This window comes from Flavobacterium arundinis (genome assembly GCF_038289855.1).
GTDB classification, from domain to species: domain Bacteria; phylum Bacteroidota; class Bacteroidia; order Flavobacteriales; family Flavobacteriaceae; genus Flavobacterium; species Flavobacterium arundinis.
On the sequence record NZ_JBBYHR010000010.1, the window covers coordinates 58,905 to 80,808 of the forward strand.

Below are 21,904 nucleotides of genomic sequence, written 5' to 3' on the forward strand. Positions count from 1 at the left end.
CAAAATGACAAAGCCCTACCTCGCTAAAATAGAAAAAATCAAAGCAAAGCTTCAGGTAAAGAAGCCGTGGGATTCCGTTATCATTTTTGCGCTGAACATCCTTATCGCAATTCCGCTTTTTATCATCATCCACCAAAATCTGGCAGACCCCGAATGGCCTTTCCAGCTTGACAGGATATTAATATTTGCCGGTCTGGTCGCTCTTATCCAATTTGTTCTTTATAAATTAAGGACGATACTCATAGTATGTATCGCGCTATACCTTGTAGCCCTTGTTTTTGGGTCTGTGTCGGGAACATACGGTTTTATGGCTGTATATGAAGATTACAGAGCTATGTTATTTACCATGGCCGAAGATGCGCACCCTCAGGATGTCATCATTTCAAAACTGCTCCCTTTTCCAAATAAATCCCGGGTAATCGACGCAGTGGATTATAGCAACCCAAAGGTTCGGAATTTTGCCCTAATGGCAACCACCAAATATTTTAAGGATGTAAAGGGATATAAACAGCACCGCCGTATGATACAATGTTTTGCGGTATTTAAGGAGATAAGGAATAACTGGAATTATGTAAATGACCCAAAAAACAGGGAGTATATTGCCTATGCCAGTGAGTCGCTTCAGCATTTTTCCGGCGATTGTGATGACCATGCCATACTTATGGCGGCTTGCATCAGGGCTATCGGCGGTACACCGAGGATTATCCACACAGGCGACCACATGTACCCCGAAATGCTGGTGGGAAGTGAAGCCGACCTTGAAACAGCCAATTACCTAATTAAAGAGTTACTTTTCGTAGAAGAAAGCCGCGGTAAGGAAATCCATTATCATATCGACGAGCGCGGCCAGGTATGGCTCAACCTTGACTATACAGCCAATTTCCCCGGTGGGCCTTTTATGAGCGAAGAGATACTGGGGGCGCTGACTTTTAATTGATTTTTTTAGATGTCAGATGTCCGATATTTGTTTGCTTCGGACTTCGGATAATTTTACCACTCAATCTGTTTCTTTCCTTTTTCTGCTAAGAATTCATTGGTTTTGCTGAAATGCTTATTGCCGAACCAGTGCCCTTTATTAGCGCTTAATGGCGAAGGGTGGCCGGATTCGAGTACCAAATGTTTTTCCCTGTTAACACGGGCCCCTTTCTTTTTGGCAGGGCCACCCCAAAGGAGGAAGACCACATCCTTCTTTTCATCGGATATTTTTTGGATCACAGCATCAGTAAATAATTCCCAACCTTTTCCCTGATGACTGTTGGCTTCGCCTTTTCGAACAGTGAGTACAGCATTGAGGAGCAGCACACCCTGGTCTGCCCAGCGTTCCAGGTTTCCTGTTGGCGGAAATGACTTGCCCAGATCGGCCTGTATTTCACGGAAAATATTCTGTAAAGAAGGCGGCATAGGGATAGTATCGTTTACAGAAAAACACAAGCCATTCGCTTGCCCGGGGCCATGGTAAGGATCCTGGCCTAATATCACTACTTCGACCTTATCGAAATGGCAATGGTCAAAAGCCGAAAATAGCTGCTTACCGGGGGGATAACAGGTGTGTTCAGAATATTCTGTTTTCACAAAACTGATAAGGCTTTCAAAATAAGGCTTTTCAAATTCGTCTGCGAGTACTTTTTTCCACGATTCGTGTATGGCTACGTTCATTGTTTTTCAATTATACACAAATATAATAAATGGTCACTATTGCCTGTATATAAAGCCATCTTAAACTTTACTGCCAAATGTGCAGTTAGCAGGATTATGTAGTATTTTTGCATAGAATTTGCTTTACAAAAAGAATGATCACTATAACAGAAAAAACCCTTAGAGACTTAGAATTCTACACCGTACTCGAATCCGTTTCGGCGAGCTGTACTACAGAGCCGGGACAGGAAAAAGCGCTCCTTATTACTCCTTTTAAAAACAAGGAAGAATTAATGGAATCGCTGCTACAGACATCGGAGTATGTTTCGTCTTTTGACAATAATAATGCCCTGCCTAACCACGGCTTTGAGCCGATAACGAACGAGGTTAAGTTCCTGGCCATTGAAGACAGCTACCTTGAGGCTTCGGCTTTCAGGAAAATTGCAAATGTTTCCGAAACGGTAAATACGCTTGTCAAATTCCTTGAGAAATTCAACGACTATTACCCTAACCTTAATATAAGGGCTGAGAAGGTTGAATATACAAAGGAGATTTTCAAAAATATCGACAAAATAGTTGATAAATACGGAGAGATAAAGGACGATGCCTCGCCTGAACTGGCAAACATACGTCGTGAAATGGCCGTTGTAAAAGGTAAGATAAACCAAAGCTTTGCTATGGCGCTCACCCAGTATAATGGTTTGGGCTACCTTGATGATATTAAAGAAAGTGTTGTAGAAAATCGCAGGGTACTGGCTGTTTTGGCCATGTACCGTCGAAAAGTGAAAGGGTCGATACTTGGCAGTTCTAAAACCGGAAGCATTGCTTATATTGAGCCGGAAGCCACATTGCGTTTTTCGCGAGAGCTAAGTAATTACGAATACGAGGAAAAAGAGGAAATTAAAAGGATATTGATGCAGTTAAGCTATACCATCAGGCCTTTTGTACCGTTGCTATACGATTATCAGGAATTCCTTACAGATATTGATGTCATTTCCGGAAAGGCGAAATATGCCCGTCGTATTAACGGGTTGCTGCCACATATTACTGAAGAGAAACGTTTGTATTTCAGGGATGCCTTCCACCCTATTTTATATTCCAATAATAAAAGGAAAGGTGAAGTTACCTATCCGCAGACCATTGAGCTGACGCAGGAAAACAGGATTATTGTTATATCCGGGCCTAATGCAGGCGGAAAAAGCATTACCCTTAAAACCATAGGGTTGCTTCAACTAATGCTGCAATGCGGCCTGCTGATACCGGTACATGAGCGCAGCGAAACATTTTTGTTCGACAGGATAATGACCGACATTGGCGATAACCAGTCGATTGAAAACCACTTGAGTACCTATAGCTACCGTTTAAAGAACATGAACTACTTCCTGAAGAAGTGTAACGATAAAACACTGTTCCTTATTGATGAGTTCGGTACGGGTTCCGATCCTGAACTTGGCGGCGCATTGGCAGAGATATTCCTTGAGGAATTTTATCACAGGGAAGCATTCGGGATTATTACAACACACTACACCAACCTGAAGATATTGGCCAACGAACTACCCTTTGCTACCAATGCCAACATGCTTTTTGACGAAAAGTCGCTGGAACCTATGTACAAACTGATACTTGGCCAGGCAGGAAGTTCGTTCACGTTTGAAGTGGCACAGAAGAATGGCATTCCGTATGGCCTCATAAACCGCGCTAAAAAGAAGATCGAGGGTAGTAAGGTTCGTTTTGATAAAACCATTGCAACGCTTCAAAAAGAACGCTCCAAGCTTGAAAAGACTTCGCAGAACCTGAAGGAAGAAGAAACCAAAGCCAGGGAAGAAGGCAAAAAGATGGAGAATATCAATGTGAAGATCCAGCAGAAGCTTGAAAGCTACCAGGAGTTGTATGATGCTAACCAGCGCCTTATTTATATGGGGCAAAAGCTGGACGATATCAGCGAGAAATATTTCAACAATAAGAACAAGAAGGACCTGATTGGTGAATTCCTGAAGATGGTTGAAATCGAAAATTCGAAACGAAAAAAAGCCACTCCTAAAGAAAAAAAGGAGAAGGAAGTTGTGCAGAAGCAGGTGATCGCTGAAGTTCAGGTGAAGGTGGAAGAGATCCGTAAAGAGAAAAAAGAAAATAAAATAAAGGAAAAAGCAATTGAAAAACCAAAAGCAATCCTGAAAATTGGCGACCGGGTGCGGATGATAGACGGAAAATCGGTAGGTACGCTTGACGGTATTGAGAAAAATAAAGCTACTGTGAATTACGGTATATTTACTTCTAAAGTGGACCTGGAGTCACTGGAACTGGTTGAGGCTAAAAAGAAATAAAATGGATAATCTTCCTAAAGATAAAAAGATAATACTGTTTGATGGTGTGTGCAACCTTTGCGATGCCACAGTGCAGTTTATTATCAAACGGGATAAGAAAGATATTTTCAGGTTTGTACCGATACAGTCCGGATTGGGGCAACAGATTATCGGCGATATAGGGATCGACACTACAAAAACCGATTCTATCATACTTTATGAACCGGGTAATGCCTATTATTACAAAGCTGAAGCTGCTTTAAAAATAGCTAAGAGACTTGGTGGTATTTACACTTTATTAGGAGCATTCTCTATTTTGCCAAAATGGCTTTCTAATAAAGTATACGATTATATAGCGCGCAACCGGTACAAATGGTACGGCAAAAAGAACGAGTGCATGATACCTACACCGGAGATGAGGGCAAAGTTTTTATAAATCTATTTCTTTAAAACCCTTGCTATTAAAAACAAAGAAGCCCCGATAAATCGGGGGCTTCTGTTTTATCTGAAAACTATAATTAGTTTTTCACTATCTTTTGAGTTTTTGTTCCTTTATCAGAAGAAACAGTCATCATATACATACCGTTAGCAAGGTCTGATATGTTGATTTGAGCCTCAGTTACACCGTCGTATTTAACCGATTTAACTGTACGTCCGTTTAGGTCAATGATCTGAACACCGTTTACAAGGATGTTAGCATTGTTCACAACGTTGATAACGTTTGTAGCAGGGTTAGGGAATACAGACAGTTGAGACAGTTGGTTATCGTCAGTACCAGCAGTTTGGCCAGTAACGTTAAAACCATCAAGTAAAATACCTCCAACTGTAACATTTGTTTGTACACCAGTTATAGCGTGGAAACCAATATAGTAAACACCTGAAGCCGGTACATAGTACGTTTGTGTCTGTTGTACGTAAGTATCGTCAGTTATATTGTTATGTGTAGCTAAAGTAGTTGCCTGAGCAGCTGCAGTCCTGTCGGTACCGATACTAACAGTCATACTGTTGTTAGCGCTTACGCCAGTTCCAAGGTCTGCTTTCCTCAACCAATATGTAAGTGTAATATTGGTGTCTCCAACAAGATTAAGTCCGCGTGAAAATAACCATGCATTTGTTACTGCATTACTTCCGATAGCACCTGCGAAAAACTCACCTTCGTATACAAATTCTGCATCTCCATAAAGACCCCATCTACCACCAGTAGCTGCAGCTGAACTTGCCCATCCAGCAGTAGGAAGAGTAGCTGATTCGAAACCATAGCTGTAAGGAAGATTTGCAGGAGCAGAAAGAGTAGTATAAATGTTGTAAGGGCCTTCCCAAACTCCGTTAGTTAGCAATCCACAAGTAGAACGGATGTAAAAAGAGTATCCTGTACCAGCAGTAAGTTCAGTAAGTTCTCCTGTTGTAGTAGTGAAGTTTACTACAGTACCTGTTCCCTGCTCGAAGCCAATATCACCATATTCTATAGAATAGCCGCTAGCTGTACCATCCCATGTAAACGTAGCGCTACCATCTGTAAGTGCGGTAAGTGTAAGATTTGAGATTGGAGGACATGCTGTAACGCTAATATCGTCAAGAACAACTGTATCAGCATCCTGACCAGTGTATTCGAATTTAACTTTCACGTTGCTATTACCTGCATACGCACTAATTTCAAGCCTTTTAAACAATGGATCGTAATCTGTGTATACGCCTTCATCCTCTTCAACCCAGATTTGATCCCATGTTGTACCGCCGTCACCTGAAACATAAACAATAAAATCGCCTGCTGCCTGTGCACCAGCCATATATTCATATCCTAATACTGCTGTGAAGTTTAGATAAGCGCTAGTATATCCTGCAAGGCTAAAGCTTGGAGAAATAAGACTTTCGTCAGAAGCATCAGCAGCATTATAGTTTACAGCGGCTGAACCTGTACCAGCTACCGGTACCGGATATGTTGATGTCTCATCAACCCTAAACCAGTTTTCTGTTGGGTTTGAATCTATCGTTGTCCATCCCGCAGGAGGAAAAGTAGTTCCCTCAAAGTCTTCCGTAAGGGCAACCTGTGCTAAAGAAATTTGGGAAAAACCTAGTAGTCCCAAACAAAGTAAAAATTTTTTCATTGTGATAATTTTAATTTTTTTCAAAAATAGGAAAAAAATAATCAGCCGCAACTTTATTAACTGGAAATTAATCAAAAATAGGCTGTTAAAACCTGTATTTTTACAACTATTGAGTTAAAACATCCCCTTTATCGAAGAATTATCAGCTGTTTAGCGTTTACATATCATCATTTTCAGGATAAGAAAAAATCTACTGTTAAAGGTAAATTGCTGATTTACAGTAAGCACATTTTAATACGTTTTATTGTGTAACAAAAAATCGGCAAGCACAAGCCCTGCCATTGCTTCGACTATAGGTACAGCCCTGGGAACTACACAGGGGTCATGTCTGCCCTTTCCCTGCATAGCGACTTCATTTCCGTTGCTGTCAATAGTCTGCTGTTTCTGCATTAATGTTGCTACCGGCTTGAATGCCACCCGGAAGTAAATATCCATACCATTGCTTATTCCGCCCTGAATCCCGCCTGAAAGATTCGACTTCGTACTTCCGTCTGGATTGAAAAGGTCGTTATGCTCGCTTCCTTTCATTTTTGCACCGCAAAAACCACTTCCGTATTCGAAGCCCTTTACAGCATTTATAGAGAGCATAGCCTTGCCAAGTTCGGCGTGCAGCTTATCAAATACAGGTTCGCCAAGTCCGGCGGGGACGTTTTGTAAAACACAGGTTATTGTTCCGCCTACCGTATCTCCTTCTTTACGTATCTCCTTAATATAAGCCTCCATTTTTTCGGCAGTAGCGAGATCAGGACACCGTACGGCATTACTTTCGGTTAATGAAAAGTCAAGTACCTGGTAGGGTTTATCAATAAATATCTCTCCAACCGATGAAACAAATGCATTGATTTTTACCTCAGGCATAAGCTGCTTTGCTATAGCACCCCCTACTACCCTGCTTATCGTTTCACGCGCAGAACTCCTGCCGCCACCGCGATAATCCCGTATGCCATACTTTTTATCATAGGTATAATCGGCATGCGAAGGCCTGTAAATATCTTTAATATGCGAATAATCCTCAGGCTTCTGGTTGGTATTCTTCACAATAAAGCCTATAGGGGCACCAGTCGTTTTCCCTTCAAAAATACCGGAAAGAAATTCGACTTCATCATCTTCCTTCCGTTGGGATACAATCGCCGACTGGCCGGGCTTCCTACGGTCCAGGTCCCTCTGTACAGCATCCATATCAAGGGTTATCCCCGGAGGGCAGCCATCTATAACGCCGCCTATTGCAGCACCATGTGACTCCCCGAATGTTGTAAGCCTGAATAATTTCCCGAATGTATTTCCCGCCATAATATATATGTGTTTCAACAAAAGTAAGCCTTAGTTTTTATAAATTAAAAATTATGGCGCGTAAAACCATTTGCTTACTTTCTATATAAGTTCCTGTACAGCGCATTGCTACTAAAAAATAGTTATATTCGCAGGAACTTAATGACTAACTAACCTATGAAAAAAATCGGATTTTTATTACTTAGCCTTGGCTTCTTTTCTGCTTCATGCTCCAGCGATGACAGCAATGGAAATACTACCGTAAACAGTACTACCTTTTTGCCGCTTGCAGACGGAAATTACTGGGTGTATAATGTAGATAACGAAACCCTTCAGGACGGACGGGATTCGCTATATGTAGCCAATGATACTATAATAGGTGTAAGTGCCTATAAAAAACTAAAAACAAAATTTGTTGCCAACGGTTTCTTTTCCGGCGCGTTGAGCAATAATAGCGCAAGGATAGCAGGCGATGAGCTTTTGGTTTCGGGTGAGGCGGCAATACCTTTCTCGGCAGATTTCCCCGTAAGTATACCTATTTTTGAATTTACTATATTTAAAGAAAGCGCGACAGTAAACACCATGCTTGACCAGGCAACAGGTACATTGAACCAGAGTTACCAGGGATACCCACTGGCATTTGACTATACACTGACCACTACCGCAAAAGAAGATCTTGCCACCTACACTGTAGAAGGACAAAGTTATAATAATGTAAAGAGGGTAGAAACCGTGTTGAAACTGAAGATATCAACCTCTATAACCTCCGGAGGCATAACTATTCCTATAACTATATTACAGGAACAAAATGTAGTAGTATCCAGCCAGTATTACGCTGACGGCATAGGTGTTGTACATGTTGTAACCGACCTTGATTACCAGCTCGATCCACTGTTCAGCGGCCAGTTGCCGGTTCCACAATCAGCATCAGAACACCAGGAGGAAGTGTTAGATGATTATAATGTAGATTAATCGTATCCTTAGATAATAACAAGAGCCCCAAAGATGTTAAAATCTTCGGGGCTTTTTCTTTTTTATAATCGTTTACACACAAACACCTAATAATCAATAATCAAAATATACAAATTGAAGTTTAACAAAATGATAACTGTTAAAAGATTAACATTAGGATATTCTTACAAAAATGGCGGATTAAATTTGTCGCATAAACAACTAATAGATCAAATTATGAAAAAACTATTGTTATCTGCTTTCATGCTAATAGGATTAGCATTTAGCTCAAATGCACAGGACAGAAACGCACTTGGTTTGCGCCTTGGTGACAACGATGGGTTTGGTGGTGAAATTTCATACCAAAGGACTCTGGCTTCAAGCAACAGGGTAGAACTTGACCTTGGATGGCGTAATTCTGATTATTATGATGCGCTGAAACTGGCCGCTTTGTACCAGTGGGTATGGAATATTGACGGCGGTTTTAACTGGTATGCCGGTGTTGGTGGTGGTGTAGGTACATGGGAAATTGATAATAATCGCCTTCCTCCTTACTACAAAGGTAACGACGACAGCGGTACATTCCTTTTTGCAGCGGGTGACATAGGTATCGAATACAACTTTGATATCCCCTTGCAGCTTTCGCTGGACTTCAGGCCGGAGCTTTATTTTGGGAACGATGATTTCCGTGATAACAACTTTGGGCCGGACATCGCACTTGGTGTAAGGTTTAAATTCTAATACCGGAAAATTATAAAGTATAACCCATGCATTGCTTCGATGCATGGGTTTCTTATTTTTACTACATTTGGGTTATGGCAACTACAATCCAAAAGACAAGCTTTTTCGAAAGCATTTCCCCTTTTGTAAAGCTAAGCCCCGAAAGCAGGCAGGCATTGCTTTCGCTGATGAGAAAAGAAAGCCTCCCGAAGGGACATGTGCTTGTACCATGCGGCGAAATTTGCAGGAATGTATATTATATCGAAAAAGGACTGGCACGTACTTTTTACCTGAGAGACGGCAAAGAAGTAACGGAACGCTTTAAAGCCGAAAATTCATTTACCTGCTCCATGAGCGGCCATGTTACCAATACTCCGGATGGCCGACAGATCGAATTGCTGGAGCAATCTGTGATCTGGTCGCTGCCCTATACCGAACTCGAAAAACTATACGACCGTTTCCATGAGATCGAACGACTGGGGCGCTACCTTATTACACAGGAAATGATCGAGCTGCACCAACGCCTCAGTGAAATCCAGTTCATTTCAGCACACGAACGTTACAACACATTACTTACCTCCAACCCTTCCCTGCTACAACGTGTACCACTCGGATTGATCTCTTCTTATCTCGGTATCACCCAGGAAACATTAAGCAGGATACGGGCAAAAATATAGTACCAGCTCCGCCCCGGCATACCTGAATCCTCAACTTTTCAACTTATTTGATAAATGTCAAAGGAAAAATATTTCCCATGAGCCAACTTTGCTTTATCAAAATAAGCAACAATGGAACTAAAGACATTTTACAAGATCCGGTTCAGCGACTGCGATCCCTTTAAGCACCTTAACAATTCCGGCTACATAGATTACATGCTCAACGCCCGCGAAGACCATCTGAAGGAATTTCACGACATTGATATGACCGAACTCTACAAAAAAGGCTCCGGATGGATGGTAAGCAAACACGAGATCGTGTACCTGTCCCCTGCCCTGTATAGCGAGATGGTTTGCATTGAATCGGCCCTGATAAAATTGTCAGATGATACATTGCTCGTAGAAATGGTAATGTGGGACGTGCAGCGGCAACAGCTGAAGGCAGTACTTTGGACGAAATTCATCCATATTAACCTGCAGACCGGCAAGCGCGACAGGCACCCTGAGTGGTTCCTTGAAATAGCCCGCCAATTTGAGAATACTGCATTACAGCAATATACTACTATGGCCGACAGGCTGTCCTCGCTAAGGAGATAGTGTTAATCTCCCGTTTTTTTTAATCTGTACTTCCGGTTTTCTCGCCGGAAGTTTTTTTGTGGTATCTGCCTGCGGGCGTGGCTCTCCGCTATATTTTCCTCATTATTAATAGGAATACGGGTTGCGTACCCTCACAAACCCATTTCAAATATCGCTGTAGCCTGATGGATATAATAAAAAACGAATGGTAACGTTATTCCTGAAAAACCGGGCTGCGACTGAAAAACTATGACTTTCGCTAAATTTCCCTATATTCGCTTTTCCAAAAAAATCTATTTAAAATAATGAAAAAACATTTTTACAAAGCCGTTGCGTTTTGCGCTGTGGTTATTGCCTTTGCAGGTTGTAGCAGCAATGATGGTGGCAGCGGAACCCCTGCAGATCCCAACCAGGAGCTTATCAACAAGCTTTCGGGCGGTTCATCACGCACATGGTACTGGGCAGCCGGCGAAACCGGCCACCTCGCTTTTGGCGATAATTCCACGAACAATGGCATCAACTTTTATGGCAACATAGACCAGGCTGCGCCTTTTGAATATGTTGACAATCCGCAAACCGGATGCCTTTATGATAACACGCTGACCTTTAATTTTCAGGGTGGCGAGCTAAAGCTTACTGTTAACAATAGCGGCAGTACATTATTTAATGGTGGTTATGTAACTTCAAACGGGGGTACCGGCACAACCGACAGCTGCCTGCCTTACGCTGCAACAGGCGCCAAAACCGTTACTTTTAGCGATTCAGATTCTTATGTTGCGCAAAGTGGGGTTACCGGCCGTACTACCGGCAAAGCGCTTACTATTGCCAATGGCGGTTTTATGGGTTATTTTGCAGGGCAAAGTACATACGAGATTTTATCGCTGACCAATACCCGCATGACGGTAAGGGCAATTATAGGGAATGATCCTTCGAAAGCTGTTTACCATACTTTTACTACAACACAGCCTACCCCACCGGCGAGTGAAAACTTCACTAACCTGGTATGGTCTGACGAGTTTAATACCCCAGGCGCACCCGATCCTGCGAAATGGTCGTACAATACCGGTGCGGGCGGATGGGGCAACAACGAGCAGCAATATTATACAAACAGTGCTGAAAATGTTGTGGTTGCTGACGGAAAACTTGTTATTACCGCAAAAAAACAAACATTGAATGGCTCGCCTTATACTTCGGCAAGGCTTGTAAGTGATGGTAAGTACAGCTTTAAATATGGCCGCGCGGTAATACGTGCCAAACTCCCAACCGGCGCCGGTACATGGCCCGCAATATGGATGCTGGGACAAAATTATACTACCGCGGCATGGCCTTCATGCGGGGAAATTGATATTATGGAGCATGTGGGCAACCAGCAGAACAGGATATTCGGAACGCTTCATTACCCCGGGCATTTTGGCGGAAGCGCTAACGGAAACAGTGCAATAATACCAAACGTGTCTACCGACTTCCATGAATATTCTGTAATATGGAATACGGATGTTATTAAGATGTATGCCGGTGATGTATTGATACACTCTGTCACCAATGACCCTTCACTGCCTTTTGACCATAACTTCTTCTTTATCCTGAATATTGCTATGGGTGGTAATTTCGGAGGTAATATCGACCCGAATTTTACACAATCATCATTGGAAATTGATTACATAAGGGTTTACCAATAATACTCTTACCAAATTATATAAACAAAAGAGCGAAGCCTGTTGACTTCGCTCTTTTTGTATAAACTATTTCTTCTTCCCTTTAGATTTTGATTTCTTTTTGGCTTTGGCTTTTTGTTTCTCTTTCTTCTTTGCCTTAGCCTTATCTTTCGCTTTTTGCTTTTTAGCTTTAGCTTTTTTCTTAGCCTTTGCCTTTTTCTTCTTTTTCTTGTCTTTGTCGTTATCTTTTTTAGACTTCGATTTGTCCTCTTTATCAGCTTTTTTTGCTTTCTTAACCTTTACCGGGGCTTGCGAATTCACTTCAGTATTACTTTCCGCAGTTTCGTCTGTAGTTACAGGTTCAGTTGCAGGTGCTTCTTCCGGGCTCACTTCAGCAGGAATTTCTGTAACTTCCGGCGCTTTTGCAGCAGGCGCTGGCCTTTTGCGTACCGGCTTTGGTTTTTCTTCAGTCGGGGCCGCAACTGGTGTTTCAGTTACAGCTTCAGCCGATGCCTCTGTTCCGGGAATTGCATTGCTATTTTCAGTCTCATTCATTTTTTCTGTCGCCTCGGGGCTTTTCTTAACAGGCTGTCTCATTTTTTATTTTATTTAGTTAAATCAGGTGCTCTATTAACCACACTAGAAAACAATCAAAACCTGATTGTTAACTAATAGTAAATTAATCGTTATCAAAAGTAATTAATAAAACAATTGCCCAATGTTAAGTTTTTCCCCTGTAAAAAAGCAACTACCTGTTTGATTATCAAACAAAAAAGCACCGCCTTCGCAGTGCTTTTTTATTGTTTCAAAAGTCATTTACCAAATATAGGTAGCAACAGCGCCACCTTCGAGGCTGGTTTTTACCCACTGCCCGTTATGTTTTATATTGAAATATTCAGTACCTGTACTGTCATTTTCTACAATAAGCACGATTTTCCCGGCCGGGGTCTTAAAAGCAACATTGTTCAGGTTCCCGGAAATATTGCTGGCGATACGCACCGAGCCCGCAGGCACGAATTTGGAGGCATGGGCTATGATATAGTAAGATACATTTTTCACATAACTATCACTGCTGGTAATGGTTATAGCGCCTTTACAATCAGAACAGCCGCCATCGGTGTGTGGGCCCCAGGAGCCATTGGTAGCGAGATTCCATTCCAGGGTATTCTTGCTCCAGTTGCGCATTGACCCTATAAGCACATTTTTTAGGTGCCATTTCAGGTCGCCCCCAAAATTACCGTTTGATCCGGTATATTGCTCTGTAAAATATACATTCTTATTAGGATAGGCATTGTGTACTGCTGTCAGCGCAGAAATATCCCCTGCATAGAGGTGGAATGCCGAACCGTCCACAAATGGATTTGCAACAGCATCATTCAATATCGTTAAAGGATACGAAGGCACATCACAGTTATGGTCGTAGGCAATGATCTTGGTTGTAATACCAGCTGACTGGAATGCCGGGCCTAAATTATTCTTTATAAAGCTGGCCTGCTCCCCCGCCTGCATCACCATACTTGGATTGTTATTTGGGTTCAACGGTTCGTTTTGCGGCGTTATTGCGGTTATAGCTATGCCCTGCGCCTGCATGCCCTGTATGTATTTTACAAAATACTGCGCGTATTCGTCATAATATTGTGCCTGAAGGCTGCCGCCAACAAAACTGTTATTATTTTTCATCCATAGCGGAGCGCTCCATGGTGTGGCAACGATCTTAATATTCGGGTTGATTGCGAGTATCTCCTGCAACATAGCTATGAGGGCGCTGTCATTATTCAGGGTGAAATTGGAAAGAGAAGGATCGGTCTGCCCGGTTGGCATATCGTCATACGTAAATGGCGATGCACTCAAATCTGATGCGCCTATGCTGATACGAAGGTAGCTCACCCCAATACCTGTGGTAGTATTGAACAGGTCCTGCAGCAACTCCTGCTTGCGGGCAGCGCCAAGCCCATTGATCACCTGCACGCTGCCGCCGGTAAGGGTGTATCCATAACCGTCAATAGACTGATAGGTTGTAGCATCATTTACTTCTATTGATGGAAGGAGATTGGCCACCGTGCCAAAATCAAGGATCGTTGTTTGCTTTGTTAGCCTTACTGTACCGGCATTATTGGTCAGCCAGAAATCTACTTCATTGGTTCCCGGGCCTACAGGGTCAGGATTGTTATTGGAAGGAGCACCGTCGCTGGATGAAGACGAACAGCCAAATTGTAATAATGTAAGTGCAGATAAACCGAGTACGGCAATTAGCTTTTTCATTTGAGTCAATTATTTAAGATCTCAAAAATAGGATATTTAGATGGCAGCTATTGCGATGCAGCAGACTTTAACAGGCTGCTGTTGTAATTTTTGATATCATCGCATTACAACAGGCCAATTACCTTTATTTTGGCAATAAAAATTAAAAAGCCCTGCTGCGGACAGGGCTTTAGCCACTTAAAAAAAGAAACACATATTACTTCCTGTGAAGTATATCAAGCCAGTTTTTTATCTCCATATGGGTACGGGTACCATACGGCAGCCTTGTTTTTATCAATATTTCGATATTGTTGAAAGAAACCTTTGTTGCCCATCCCAAATGATCCATATATTGATTCAAAAAATAGAGTACCTCATATCCCTGTGTGCAATTTAAAATTACATTTGGGGGAAAGCCGGTAATTTCTTTGACAGAATCCTCCTGGGTTTCCCAGTAGTATTCGAGTTTTAGGTCGTTGATTGTAAAATTCGCCATATCCACCTGCTACTTCCTGAAACTCGTATCGAGCCAGTCCTTTACCTCTTTGTGGGTTCGCACCGTAAATGGCAGGCGCGTTTTTATAACCGATTCGATATTCTGGAATGTAATTTCGGAATGCCATCCCCTATACGACATATAGCCGGAAACAAAATGCAGCACCTCATAACCTTCATTAACATTGAGCACTACATTATCGGGAAAACCGCTAATCTTAGTGCAGGCCTCTTCGGATGTTGTCCACGAGGCGGAGTGCCTGAGTACATTGGTTGAAAAGTGAATCATAGTATCAGTTTTTTAATTTTAGTATGACGTAAAATTCAAAAAACGGATTCACCCGGCATAGGTAGAAATTACCTGATTTTACAAATACGTGGTTTTACGTAATGCAAAGCAGGCTGATTGTTATGGGTGTAATTATAAATGCTGGTTGATAAACGGGTCAAACCATCTTGGGTCGCTCATTATCGTTGGGTCTGTAAGGGTATTGAGGAATCGTAGTAAAGCCAGTTTATCGGCATCGCTTAAATTCAGCTGCCTTGGCATGCCATCAGGCCCTTTGAGTACTGGAGACAGGCTTGCATGGTTTTGCACGCCGCTGTTATAATGCTCAATCACCTGTACAAGGCTGGTAAAGCGGGCATCGTGCATATAGGGCCCGGTAAGGGCTATATTGCGCAGCGTAGGGATTTTAAAAGCACCGGCAAGTTCAGGAGCCGATGTATAAAATCCATAAGCGCCAGAATCGGTTGTGGTAACAGCATCAAGCCCATTGTTTGACGGCCCGGAATTGTGGCTTACAAAAGCTTCCGTAGTGTGGCAGGCATAGCAATTAACACCGCCATCTGCAAACGATTTTAAGAACAGGTCCTTACCCCTGTTTTCCTCTGCGGTGAAGTTAGAAAAAGGATCACGCATATTGGCTACTTGTGCCCGGCCTGTATCATATCTAGCGCTATAGCTTACCATACTCCGAATAAACTGTGAAAGCGCCTGCTCAATCCGCTCGTTCGTCACAACATCTGAGCCAAATGCTGCAATAAAAAGCTTACTGTAATAGGGCTGTGCCGAAATGCGCGGTATTATATCGTTAAGTGTAAGCGCCATTTCAGTATGGTCGAGGATAGGCATCATAACCTGCTTTTCCAGCGTTGCAGCCCGTTCATCATAAAAAAAACGCCCGCGCTTATAAAAGCGTGTATTGATAAGCGTCATGGAATTTCTTTTGGTTGCCCCGCCAAATAAACCATGGCTGAAAGGGCTTGAATCGGCAAAGGATTTTTCGGCACGGTGGCAGGAGCCGCAGGCCGTTGTACGGTTCTGGCTCAGGTTTTTGTCATAAAAAAGCACCCGCCCCAAAGTAGCGCCGTCATTAGTAATCAGGTTATCCTGTGGCGTATTGTCTATTCCGTTTACAGCGCTGGGAACAGGGCCGTTATCGTTTACATAAAAGTAAGCGGGAAGTTGCTCGTTATAGTTATAGGGGACATCAGGGAGGTTCAGCACACCCTGCAAAGGCTCAGACCTTATAGGCACATAGTCTTTTTCATCCGTACAGGATAAAATAAGGAACGGCAGCAAAAATAGTATAAGGTAACTTTTTTTCATGGATGATGCACCACAAAGATACCTTACTGATACCTATACAAGTATTATGATAATGTTAAACTGTTACTTATTACAGTCACATACTTCATCGTCATTTCCGTTGTGCTCATACATGGCTGCAACGCTAATCTACCGTCTCTATCTGCCACGGCCTTTGCCTGCCGCCAAAATTCCTGGCCTCGATATATATTTTCTTTACACTAGGGAAAGCCTTTTTTATCTGGTCTTCCAGTTGGTTTATAGCATCGAACAATTCCTCAACAGTCATTTCTTTACGAAATTCCACATCCATGGCCAGCAATATTTCATTCGGAGCAAGGTGCATCGTAAGCGGGAAGTAAAGCGTTTCGACACGCGGCTCTTTATTCACCAGGTCATAAATACCCTTCACGATATCTGCGCTGGCGCTCTCACCTACCAGCAGCCCTTTGCTTTCCCTTACCATGATTATTGCAACGGTTATCAGCACTGCCCCAATAAGCATTGATGCAATGGCATCAAACATCGGGTTATCGAAATAATGCCCCAGGAATACACCGCCCAATGCTATCAGCAATCCGGTTATGGCGGCACTTTCTTCGTAAATTACTGCAAACAGCGATGGGTCTTTACTCATGTGCAGCTCCTGGAAAAAACTGAATTTCCCCCTTGTCTTATTGAATTCGCGAACGGCGTAAACCAGCGATGCTCCTTCAAAAATCATGGAAGCAAAGAGTACCACATAATTCCAGAATGGGTCGCGAAGCGCTACCGGATGGCGCAGGTGGCTCACCCCTTCATATAGAGACATACCGCCGCCCAATGAAAAAACAAGTATTGCGACGATGAGCGACCAGAAATAAATTTCTTTGCCATGCCCAAACGGGTGGCCTCTGTCGGGCGGGCGCTGGCTGCGCTTCATACCCAGCAGGAGCAGCAGGGAATTACCACTGTCTACAGCGCTGTGTATTCCCTCGCTGATCATAGCCGAACTCCCCGTAACCGAAGCCGCGACAAATTTTACTGTGGCAATACCCACATTGGCTGCCAGTGCTCCATATATCGCTAATTTTGAGTTGCCTGTCATATTTATTTAAGAAAAATCCCCAATACCTACAAGATACCGGGGATGGATATATAATTTAGTGAATGCCTAATTGGTATACCGTTCGTTGCTTTCCTCAAAATCTTCGTCATCGCTGGATATCGACTGGTTCTGGTCTTCATCAAGGTCCACGTTATCATTCAGTATGTAATCGTCCTGGTTGAAAGCATCGGAGTTTTTGCTGTTGCCGCCCTCCTCATTCCATTCATTCTTCATGCTTTCACTGCCAAAATCAATTTGGTCAGAATTCACGGTAGGGTCTCTATCTTCGGTAAACTGCACTCCCGGCTGCTCCATCGCGAGATACTTGTCGGTATCGTCAATGTCATTATTTTCCGGGTCACGGTTGTCACCTGTATTTTTTCTCCCGGCATTAAGGTTGTCGCTGCCGGAATTATCGTTACGCTGGCTCTCACGCCCTGAGCCATTATCCTGGCCAAGCAGATTGCCTAACTCTTCGTTTTTGGTATTTTTTTTCGGTTGATTGTCCATAGCAATTTAGATTTTTAATTAGAATAATAAGACACTGCTTATTTCATTCAGTTTCAGGAGCCTTAAGTTGGTAAGCAAAAGGTTCTTAAGCAAAAGGCTGCAGGAAAGCTCCTCTGCCTGGGCCTCCTTTTCAAATTCGGCGGCAGCGTTTTCATAAGATACAGCATTCAGTGCATTCATGCTGCTGCCCTGTGTAATCATACGTTCCATGGCTTTTTAAATTATAAGTTAATAGGCGTTTTATGTTCTCCTAAATTACTCACTTAAATTGAAAATAAGGCATAATTTAGTATTAAATAAAAGCCAAATCTTTAATAATAAAGATGCAGCCTGAAGGACAGAAGATTAAGTTTCGCAGGCCATTTCATTCAAAAATGTATACGGGAAGGGAGTGATAAAACCTGACCCAACAGTTAGCTTTGATGACTTTTTTCTTATCTTTGAAGAAAAAATTACACACCCTAATAGTATTCCAAAATGAAACGATCCGGATCGGCCGACCTTCCGCTGCATGGCGGGCACGTACCTCCCTGGCTGTCTGAAAGGATGGCAAAGCTGGGCCTTGCGATCGTGGAAACTATCGCGATGGAATTTTCAACTTCGGCAGTGATAAGCAAGTTGGGCAACCCGTTCTGGTTCCAGAGTTTTGGAGCTGTGATGGGTATGGACTGGCACTCCTCCGGCATTACAACTTCAGTGCTGGGGGCATTAAAGCGGTCGGTAAACCCACATTCAAAAGAACTTGGCATTTATATTTGCGGCGGCAAGGGCAAGCATTCGATGAAAACTCCCGATGAGCTTTTGGGTGTAGGCAACCGCACCGGCCTTAACGGCATCGAGCTGGCAGGCCTCAGCAGGCTTACCGCCAAGGTAGACAATACCGCAATACAGGATGGCTTCCAGCTATACCAGCATAATTTCATTGTCAATACCCAAGGTGAGTGGTGTGTCATCCAGCAGGGCATGAACAACAACACAAGTACCGCACGCCGGTACCATTGGCATAGCGAAAACCTGCAATCGTTCATTAATGAGCCACATACCTTTATCTATGGCGAAAACCAGGGAAAGATACTTAACCTTACTGCTTCGGACGCGGCGACAACTCGGGAAAAGTCGCTGCTGATCGTGAATGAGCATCCGGATAAAATTATTAAAGAACTTAATCACCTCACATTGCCCGGTCATCACGACGTGAGGATGAAAGATGTAAATATGAAGCGGCTTGGTGCCATGCTTTGGCTGGCCCATGAAAACAAGCCTGAAGATTTCGAAGGGTTGCTGATGCTCAAAGGCATGGGGCCTCGAACGATACAGTCGGTAGCCCTGGTTAGTGAAGTTATCTACGGCACCCCTACACGGTTTAATGACCCTGCAAGATTTTCTTTCGCGCACGGCGGCAAAGATGGCCATCCGTTTCCAGTACCGGTAAAGGTATTTGATGAAACAATAATTACATTGCAAACTGCCATCCAGCGGGCTAAAATTGGCAATTCCGATAAAATGCATGCCATCAAAAAGTTATCGGAGATTTCACGGAATGCGGAGAAAGACTTTACCCCAAACACTAACTTTGACGCACTTATACAAAAAGAACGCGACGAATCCTGGAAATATGGCGGCCGGACTGTTTTTGGCGAAGCGAAACCTCCTAAAAAGAAAGGCGGCGACAGCACCCAGCTAGCGCTTTTTTAGTTCGAAAGGTTCTTCATCACCCGCGTGGAATTTAGCAAAGGTACTGCCTATAAGTATGTTGAGCCGGTTCTTATAATCTTCAATGAGCCATTCACGATAGTTCTTGGTAGTCTTGGCAAGCAGTTTGGCATATTGCTTTACGCGGTACTCAATATCGGGGTCGAGCACCTTTGCAAGCTTGCGGGCTTCTGCTATGGTTTCAGCATTTTCTACACACATAAATGCATGCTGCCGTATTGATTTTTCGATCACTGCCTTCGGCCTTAGGTTGTCCTCTCCGGCCCTGCGGTATTCTTCTTCAACATCAAAATTGACGTCTGCTGTTTTGGCAAACTTAGCGCGTACCTCATCTGTCATAGTATACACATGGTAGCTTTCTATCTCGGCATCGGTACGTATATTTTCGAGAAACTGTTCCGGATGCCTGAAGATATACTGCCAGTCTATTGGGTCATTCCACAAACCGAAGCGCTGGGCATTATTACCCAAATCGATTACTGTGAAAATATCTTTATTGGGCAATTTGCGGGAGCCGCGACCTATCATCTGGAAATACAATGTAAGCGACCGTGTTGCCCTGTTGAGGATGATCGCTTCGACAGTAGGCTCATCGAATCCAGTAGTTAATATCGACACCGATGTAAGTATTGCATCAGGCGTTTTATGGAACCAGCTAAGTATTTTTTTTCGGTCGTTTTCCGGTGTCCGGTTATCGAGGTGCTTTATGGGCAGCCCTGCAGCCTTAAAGGTTTCATATACATACAGCGACGTATTGATACCGTTATTGAATATCAGCGTTTTCTTGCCTTTGGCACGCGATTCGTACGATTGAAGGAGCAGATCCTGCATTGACGAACGCGAATACAGCTCATCAGACGAGCTCACCGTATAATCGCCATTGATGCCCAGCTTCAGCGAGGTTAGCTCTACATCATAGCCAAACATTACTGCCCGTGACAGGAATCGTTTATCAATGAGTGACTGTATGGGCTCGCCTACAATAAGCTCGTTATAGGTTTCATACATCGGCAGGTCGATATTGGAACTTAACGGTGTAGCAGTAACCCCCAGGAATAACGAGTTTTTAAAGTAGGTAAACAGCTTACGGAACGAGTTGTAGTGTGCCTCATCTACAATTACAAGGCCAACATAATCCATGTGGAATTTTTTGTCCTTGAGGCGGTTGTTTAACGTCTCAACCATCGCCACATAGCAGGAATAATCATTATTGTAAGGCAGTTCTTTTACGGCGCTGTCAATGACGGTATTTTTCACCCCAAAACTTTTCAGCATCTGGGAGGTTTGCTTGCTGAGTTCTATCCGATGGGTCAGTACAAGTACTTTCCTGTGGTATTTCTCAATATAACGACGCGCTATTTCTGAAAAAATAACGGTCTTGCCACCTCCTGTGGGGAGTTGGTACAGCAAATGATAATCGTCAGGCTTACCTTCAAATTTCTCAAAAATAGCATCAATGTCTTCCTGCTGATAATGGTACAGCTCTTTCCTGTCCCCTGCCTCGTCTTCTCTTTCCATAGCTATGATAATTCCCAAAAATATCGAATTACTTACATTAAATTGTTTATAAAATCATAATTATTATTGGCAGCGTTAATTTTCCCGAATCATTATCATACCAACTTACAATTCAGTTATTTATTATTAAATTTGGGGAAATGAAGGAGGAAATTATGCTGAACTACGATGATACCTCACTGGTTGAGGCCACAGAAATACAAAACGAAATGCGGCACCGCGTTTCCCTCGTAACCGAAACCAGGAATATTACCACCATTGCAGGTGGCGATATTTCGCACAACAAAGACACCGACACTGTTTTTGCGGGCATAGTGGTACTTAGCTATCCTGATATGCAGCTGCTCTCCTACTCGCTGGTTGTGGCCGAGACAAAATTCCCTTATGTACCACAATACCTGGGCTTCCGCGAAGTACCGCCATTATTACTGGCATGGGAACAGCTCCCTCAGAAACCGGACCTTGTAGTACTGGACGGCCAGGGCGTTACGCACCCGAGGCGAATGGGCATTGCCTCGCACTTTGGGTTACTTACAGACCATCCTTCTATTGGCTGTGCCAAGAATATGCTTTTTGGGAATTACAACCCATTAGGCCTTGATAAAATGAGCACCAGCCCTATTTCCAGCTATAATGAAATAATGGGGTATGCGCTGCGAACCAAAGCAGGCGTAAAACCGGTTTATATTTCGCCCGGGCATAAAGTTTCGGTAAAAGACAGCCTCAGCATTATGGAAAAATGCGTACTGAAGCACCGCATACCGGAACCCACGCGCCTTGCCCACGAGAAGGTGAACCTTTTCAGGGTCGGGAAATTAAAGGCAGGGTATCATGTAACGGATGTGCAGGGCTCATTGTTCTAAAGCCCCCTAACCCCCG

22 protein-coding genes are annotated in these 21,904 nt (G+C 43.2%); 10 read left to right on the forward strand and 12 right to left on the reverse strand.

The genetic code is table 11. The features are described 5' to 3' along the window. Positions 1-4: 4 nt before the first annotated feature. Complete coding sequence (locus tag AAEO56_RS16290; RefSeq protein WP_341698131.1) at positions 5-937, forward strand: transglutaminase domain-containing protein; 933 nt, start codon at positions 5-7, stop codon at positions 935-937. Between the two features lie 53 nt (positions 938-990). On the opposite strand, the gene AAEO56_RS16295 is transcribed toward AAEO56_RS16290, so the two are convergent. Then, a complete protein-coding gene (locus AAEO56_RS16295) occupies positions 991-1,656 on the reverse strand; it encodes a uracil-DNA glycosylase (protein ID WP_341698132.1) in 666 nt (221 codons plus the stop codon). Between the two features lie 134 nt (positions 1,657-1,790). On the opposite strand from AAEO56_RS16295, the gene AAEO56_RS16300 reads away from it, so the two are divergent. Then, entirely contained in the window at positions 1,791-3,959 is a 2,169-nt protein-coding gene (locus AAEO56_RS16300; RefSeq protein WP_341698133.1) for an endonuclease MutS2, read from the forward strand. 1 nt (position 3,960) lies between these two features. After that, entirely contained in the window at positions 3,961-4,374 is a 414-nt protein-coding gene (locus AAEO56_RS16305; RefSeq protein WP_341698134.1) for a thiol-disulfide oxidoreductase DCC family protein, read from the forward strand. Between the two features lie 82 nt (positions 4,375-4,456). Here AAEO56_RS16305 and AAEO56_RS16310 read toward each other — a convergent pair whose 3' ends face one another. Next, the gene (locus AAEO56_RS16310; protein ID WP_341698135.1) at positions 4,457-6,022 is read right to left on the reverse strand and encodes a T9SS-dependent choice-of-anchor J family protein; all 1,566 of its coding nucleotides are present in this window, start codon (positions 6,020-6,022) and stop codon (positions 4,457-4,459) included. 252 nt (positions 6,023-6,274) lie between these two features. Beyond that, positions 6,275-7,333, reverse strand: coding sequence for a chorismate synthase (gene aroC / locus AAEO56_RS16315; protein ID WP_341698136.1), 1,059 nt, complete (start codon positions 7,331-7,333; stop codon positions 6,275-6,277). A 156-nt stretch (positions 7,334-7,489) separates the two neighbouring features. On the opposite strand from aroC, the gene AAEO56_RS16320 reads away from it, so the two are divergent. The 5 genes from AAEO56_RS16320 (at position 7,490) to AAEO56_RS16340 (ending at position 11,894) form a co-directional block, all read left to right on the forward strand. Next, positions 7,490-8,284 carry a hypothetical protein gene (locus tag AAEO56_RS16320; RefSeq protein WP_341698137.1) on the forward strand — a complete coding sequence of 265 codons (795 nt, stop codon included), beginning with the start codon at positions 7,490-7,492 and terminating at the stop codon, positions 8,282-8,284. A gap of 216 nt (positions 8,285-8,500) precedes the next feature. Further along, positions 8,501-9,004 (forward strand): hypothetical protein, encoded by a 504-nt coding sequence (locus tag AAEO56_RS16325; protein ID WP_341698138.1) that lies wholly within the window; start codon positions 8,501-8,503, stop codon positions 9,002-9,004. 74 nt (positions 9,005-9,078) lie between these two features. Beyond that, positions 9,079-9,660, forward strand: a complete 582-nt coding sequence (locus AAEO56_RS16330; RefSeq protein WP_341698139.1) for a Crp/Fnr family transcriptional regulator — start codon at positions 9,079-9,081, stop codon at positions 9,658-9,660. Between the two features lie 111 nt (positions 9,661-9,771). Continuing rightward, positions 9,772-10,236, forward strand: coding sequence for an acyl-CoA thioesterase (locus AAEO56_RS16335; RefSeq protein WP_341698140.1), 465 nt, complete (start codon positions 9,772-9,774; stop codon positions 10,234-10,236). A 284-nt stretch (positions 10,237-10,520) separates the two neighbouring features. Further along, positions 10,521-11,894, forward strand: a complete 1,374-nt coding sequence (locus tag AAEO56_RS16340) for a glycoside hydrolase family 16 protein (RefSeq protein WP_341698141.1) — start codon at positions 10,521-10,523, stop codon at positions 11,892-11,894. Between the two features lie 63 nt (positions 11,895-11,957). Here the strand turns inward: AAEO56_RS16340 and AAEO56_RS16345 are convergent, their stop codons facing one another. The 8 genes from AAEO56_RS16345 to AAEO56_RS16380 all read right to left on the reverse strand — a co-directional run bounded on the left by AAEO56_RS16345 (position 11,958) and on the right by AAEO56_RS16380 (position 18,004). Next, positions 11,958-12,467 carry a hypothetical protein gene (locus AAEO56_RS16345; protein ID WP_341698142.1) on the reverse strand — a complete coding sequence of 170 codons (510 nt, stop codon included), beginning with the start codon at positions 12,465-12,467 and terminating at the stop codon, positions 11,958-11,960. Between the two features lie 219 nt (positions 12,468-12,686). Continuing rightward, entirely contained in the window at positions 12,687-14,132 is a 1,446-nt protein-coding gene (locus tag AAEO56_RS16350; RefSeq protein ID WP_341698143.1) for a glycoside hydrolase family 30 protein, read from the reverse strand. Between the two features lie 196 nt (positions 14,133-14,328). After that, positions 14,329-14,607, reverse strand: coding sequence for a hypothetical protein (locus AAEO56_RS16355; RefSeq protein WP_341698144.1), 279 nt, complete (start codon positions 14,605-14,607; stop codon positions 14,329-14,331). Positions 14,608-14,616: 9 nt separating this feature from the next. Beyond that, complete coding sequence (locus AAEO56_RS16360) at positions 14,617-14,895, reverse strand: hypothetical protein (protein WP_341698145.1); 279 nt, start codon at positions 14,893-14,895, stop codon at positions 14,617-14,619. A gap of 132 nt (positions 14,896-15,027) precedes the next feature. Then, positions 15,028-16,218, reverse strand: coding sequence for a cytochrome-c peroxidase (locus AAEO56_RS16365; RefSeq protein ID WP_341698146.1), 1,191 nt, complete (start codon positions 16,216-16,218; stop codon positions 15,028-15,030). A 124-nt stretch (positions 16,219-16,342) separates the two neighbouring features. Next, positions 16,343-17,284 carry a cation diffusion facilitator family transporter gene (locus AAEO56_RS16370; protein ID WP_341698147.1) on the reverse strand — a complete coding sequence of 314 codons (942 nt, stop codon included), beginning with the start codon at positions 17,282-17,284 and terminating at the stop codon, positions 16,343-16,345. A 66-nt stretch (positions 17,285-17,350) separates the two neighbouring features. After that, a complete protein-coding gene (locus tag AAEO56_RS16375) occupies positions 17,351-17,794 on the reverse strand; it encodes a hypothetical protein (RefSeq protein WP_341698148.1) in 444 nt (147 codons plus the stop codon). Between the two features lie 18 nt (positions 17,795-17,812). Beyond that, a complete protein-coding gene (locus AAEO56_RS16380; RefSeq protein WP_341698149.1) occupies positions 17,813-18,004 on the reverse strand; it encodes a hypothetical protein in 192 nt (63 codons plus the stop codon). A 267-nt stretch (positions 18,005-18,271) separates the two neighbouring features. Here AAEO56_RS16380 and AAEO56_RS16385 point away from each other — a divergent pair, with 267 nt between their 5' ends. Next, a complete protein-coding gene (locus AAEO56_RS16385; RefSeq protein WP_341698150.1) occupies positions 18,272-19,489 on the forward strand; it encodes a DUF763 domain-containing protein in 1,218 nt (405 codons plus the stop codon). On the opposite strand, the gene AAEO56_RS16390 is transcribed toward AAEO56_RS16385, so the two are convergent. Continuing rightward, positions 19,475-21,025, reverse strand: a complete 1,551-nt coding sequence (locus tag AAEO56_RS16390) for a DEAD/DEAH box helicase (protein WP_341698151.1) — start codon at positions 21,023-21,025, stop codon at positions 19,475-19,477. The two genes, AAEO56_RS16385 and AAEO56_RS16390, sit on opposite strands and share 15 nt — an antisense overlap. Before the next feature lie 140 nt (positions 21,026-21,165). Here AAEO56_RS16390 and nfi point away from each other — a divergent pair, with 140 nt between their 5' ends. Next, positions 21,166-21,888, forward strand: a complete 723-nt coding sequence (nfi, locus tag AAEO56_RS16395; protein ID WP_341698152.1) for a deoxyribonuclease V — start codon at positions 21,166-21,168, stop codon at positions 21,886-21,888. The last annotated feature ends 16 nt before the right edge of the window (positions 21,889-21,904 follow it).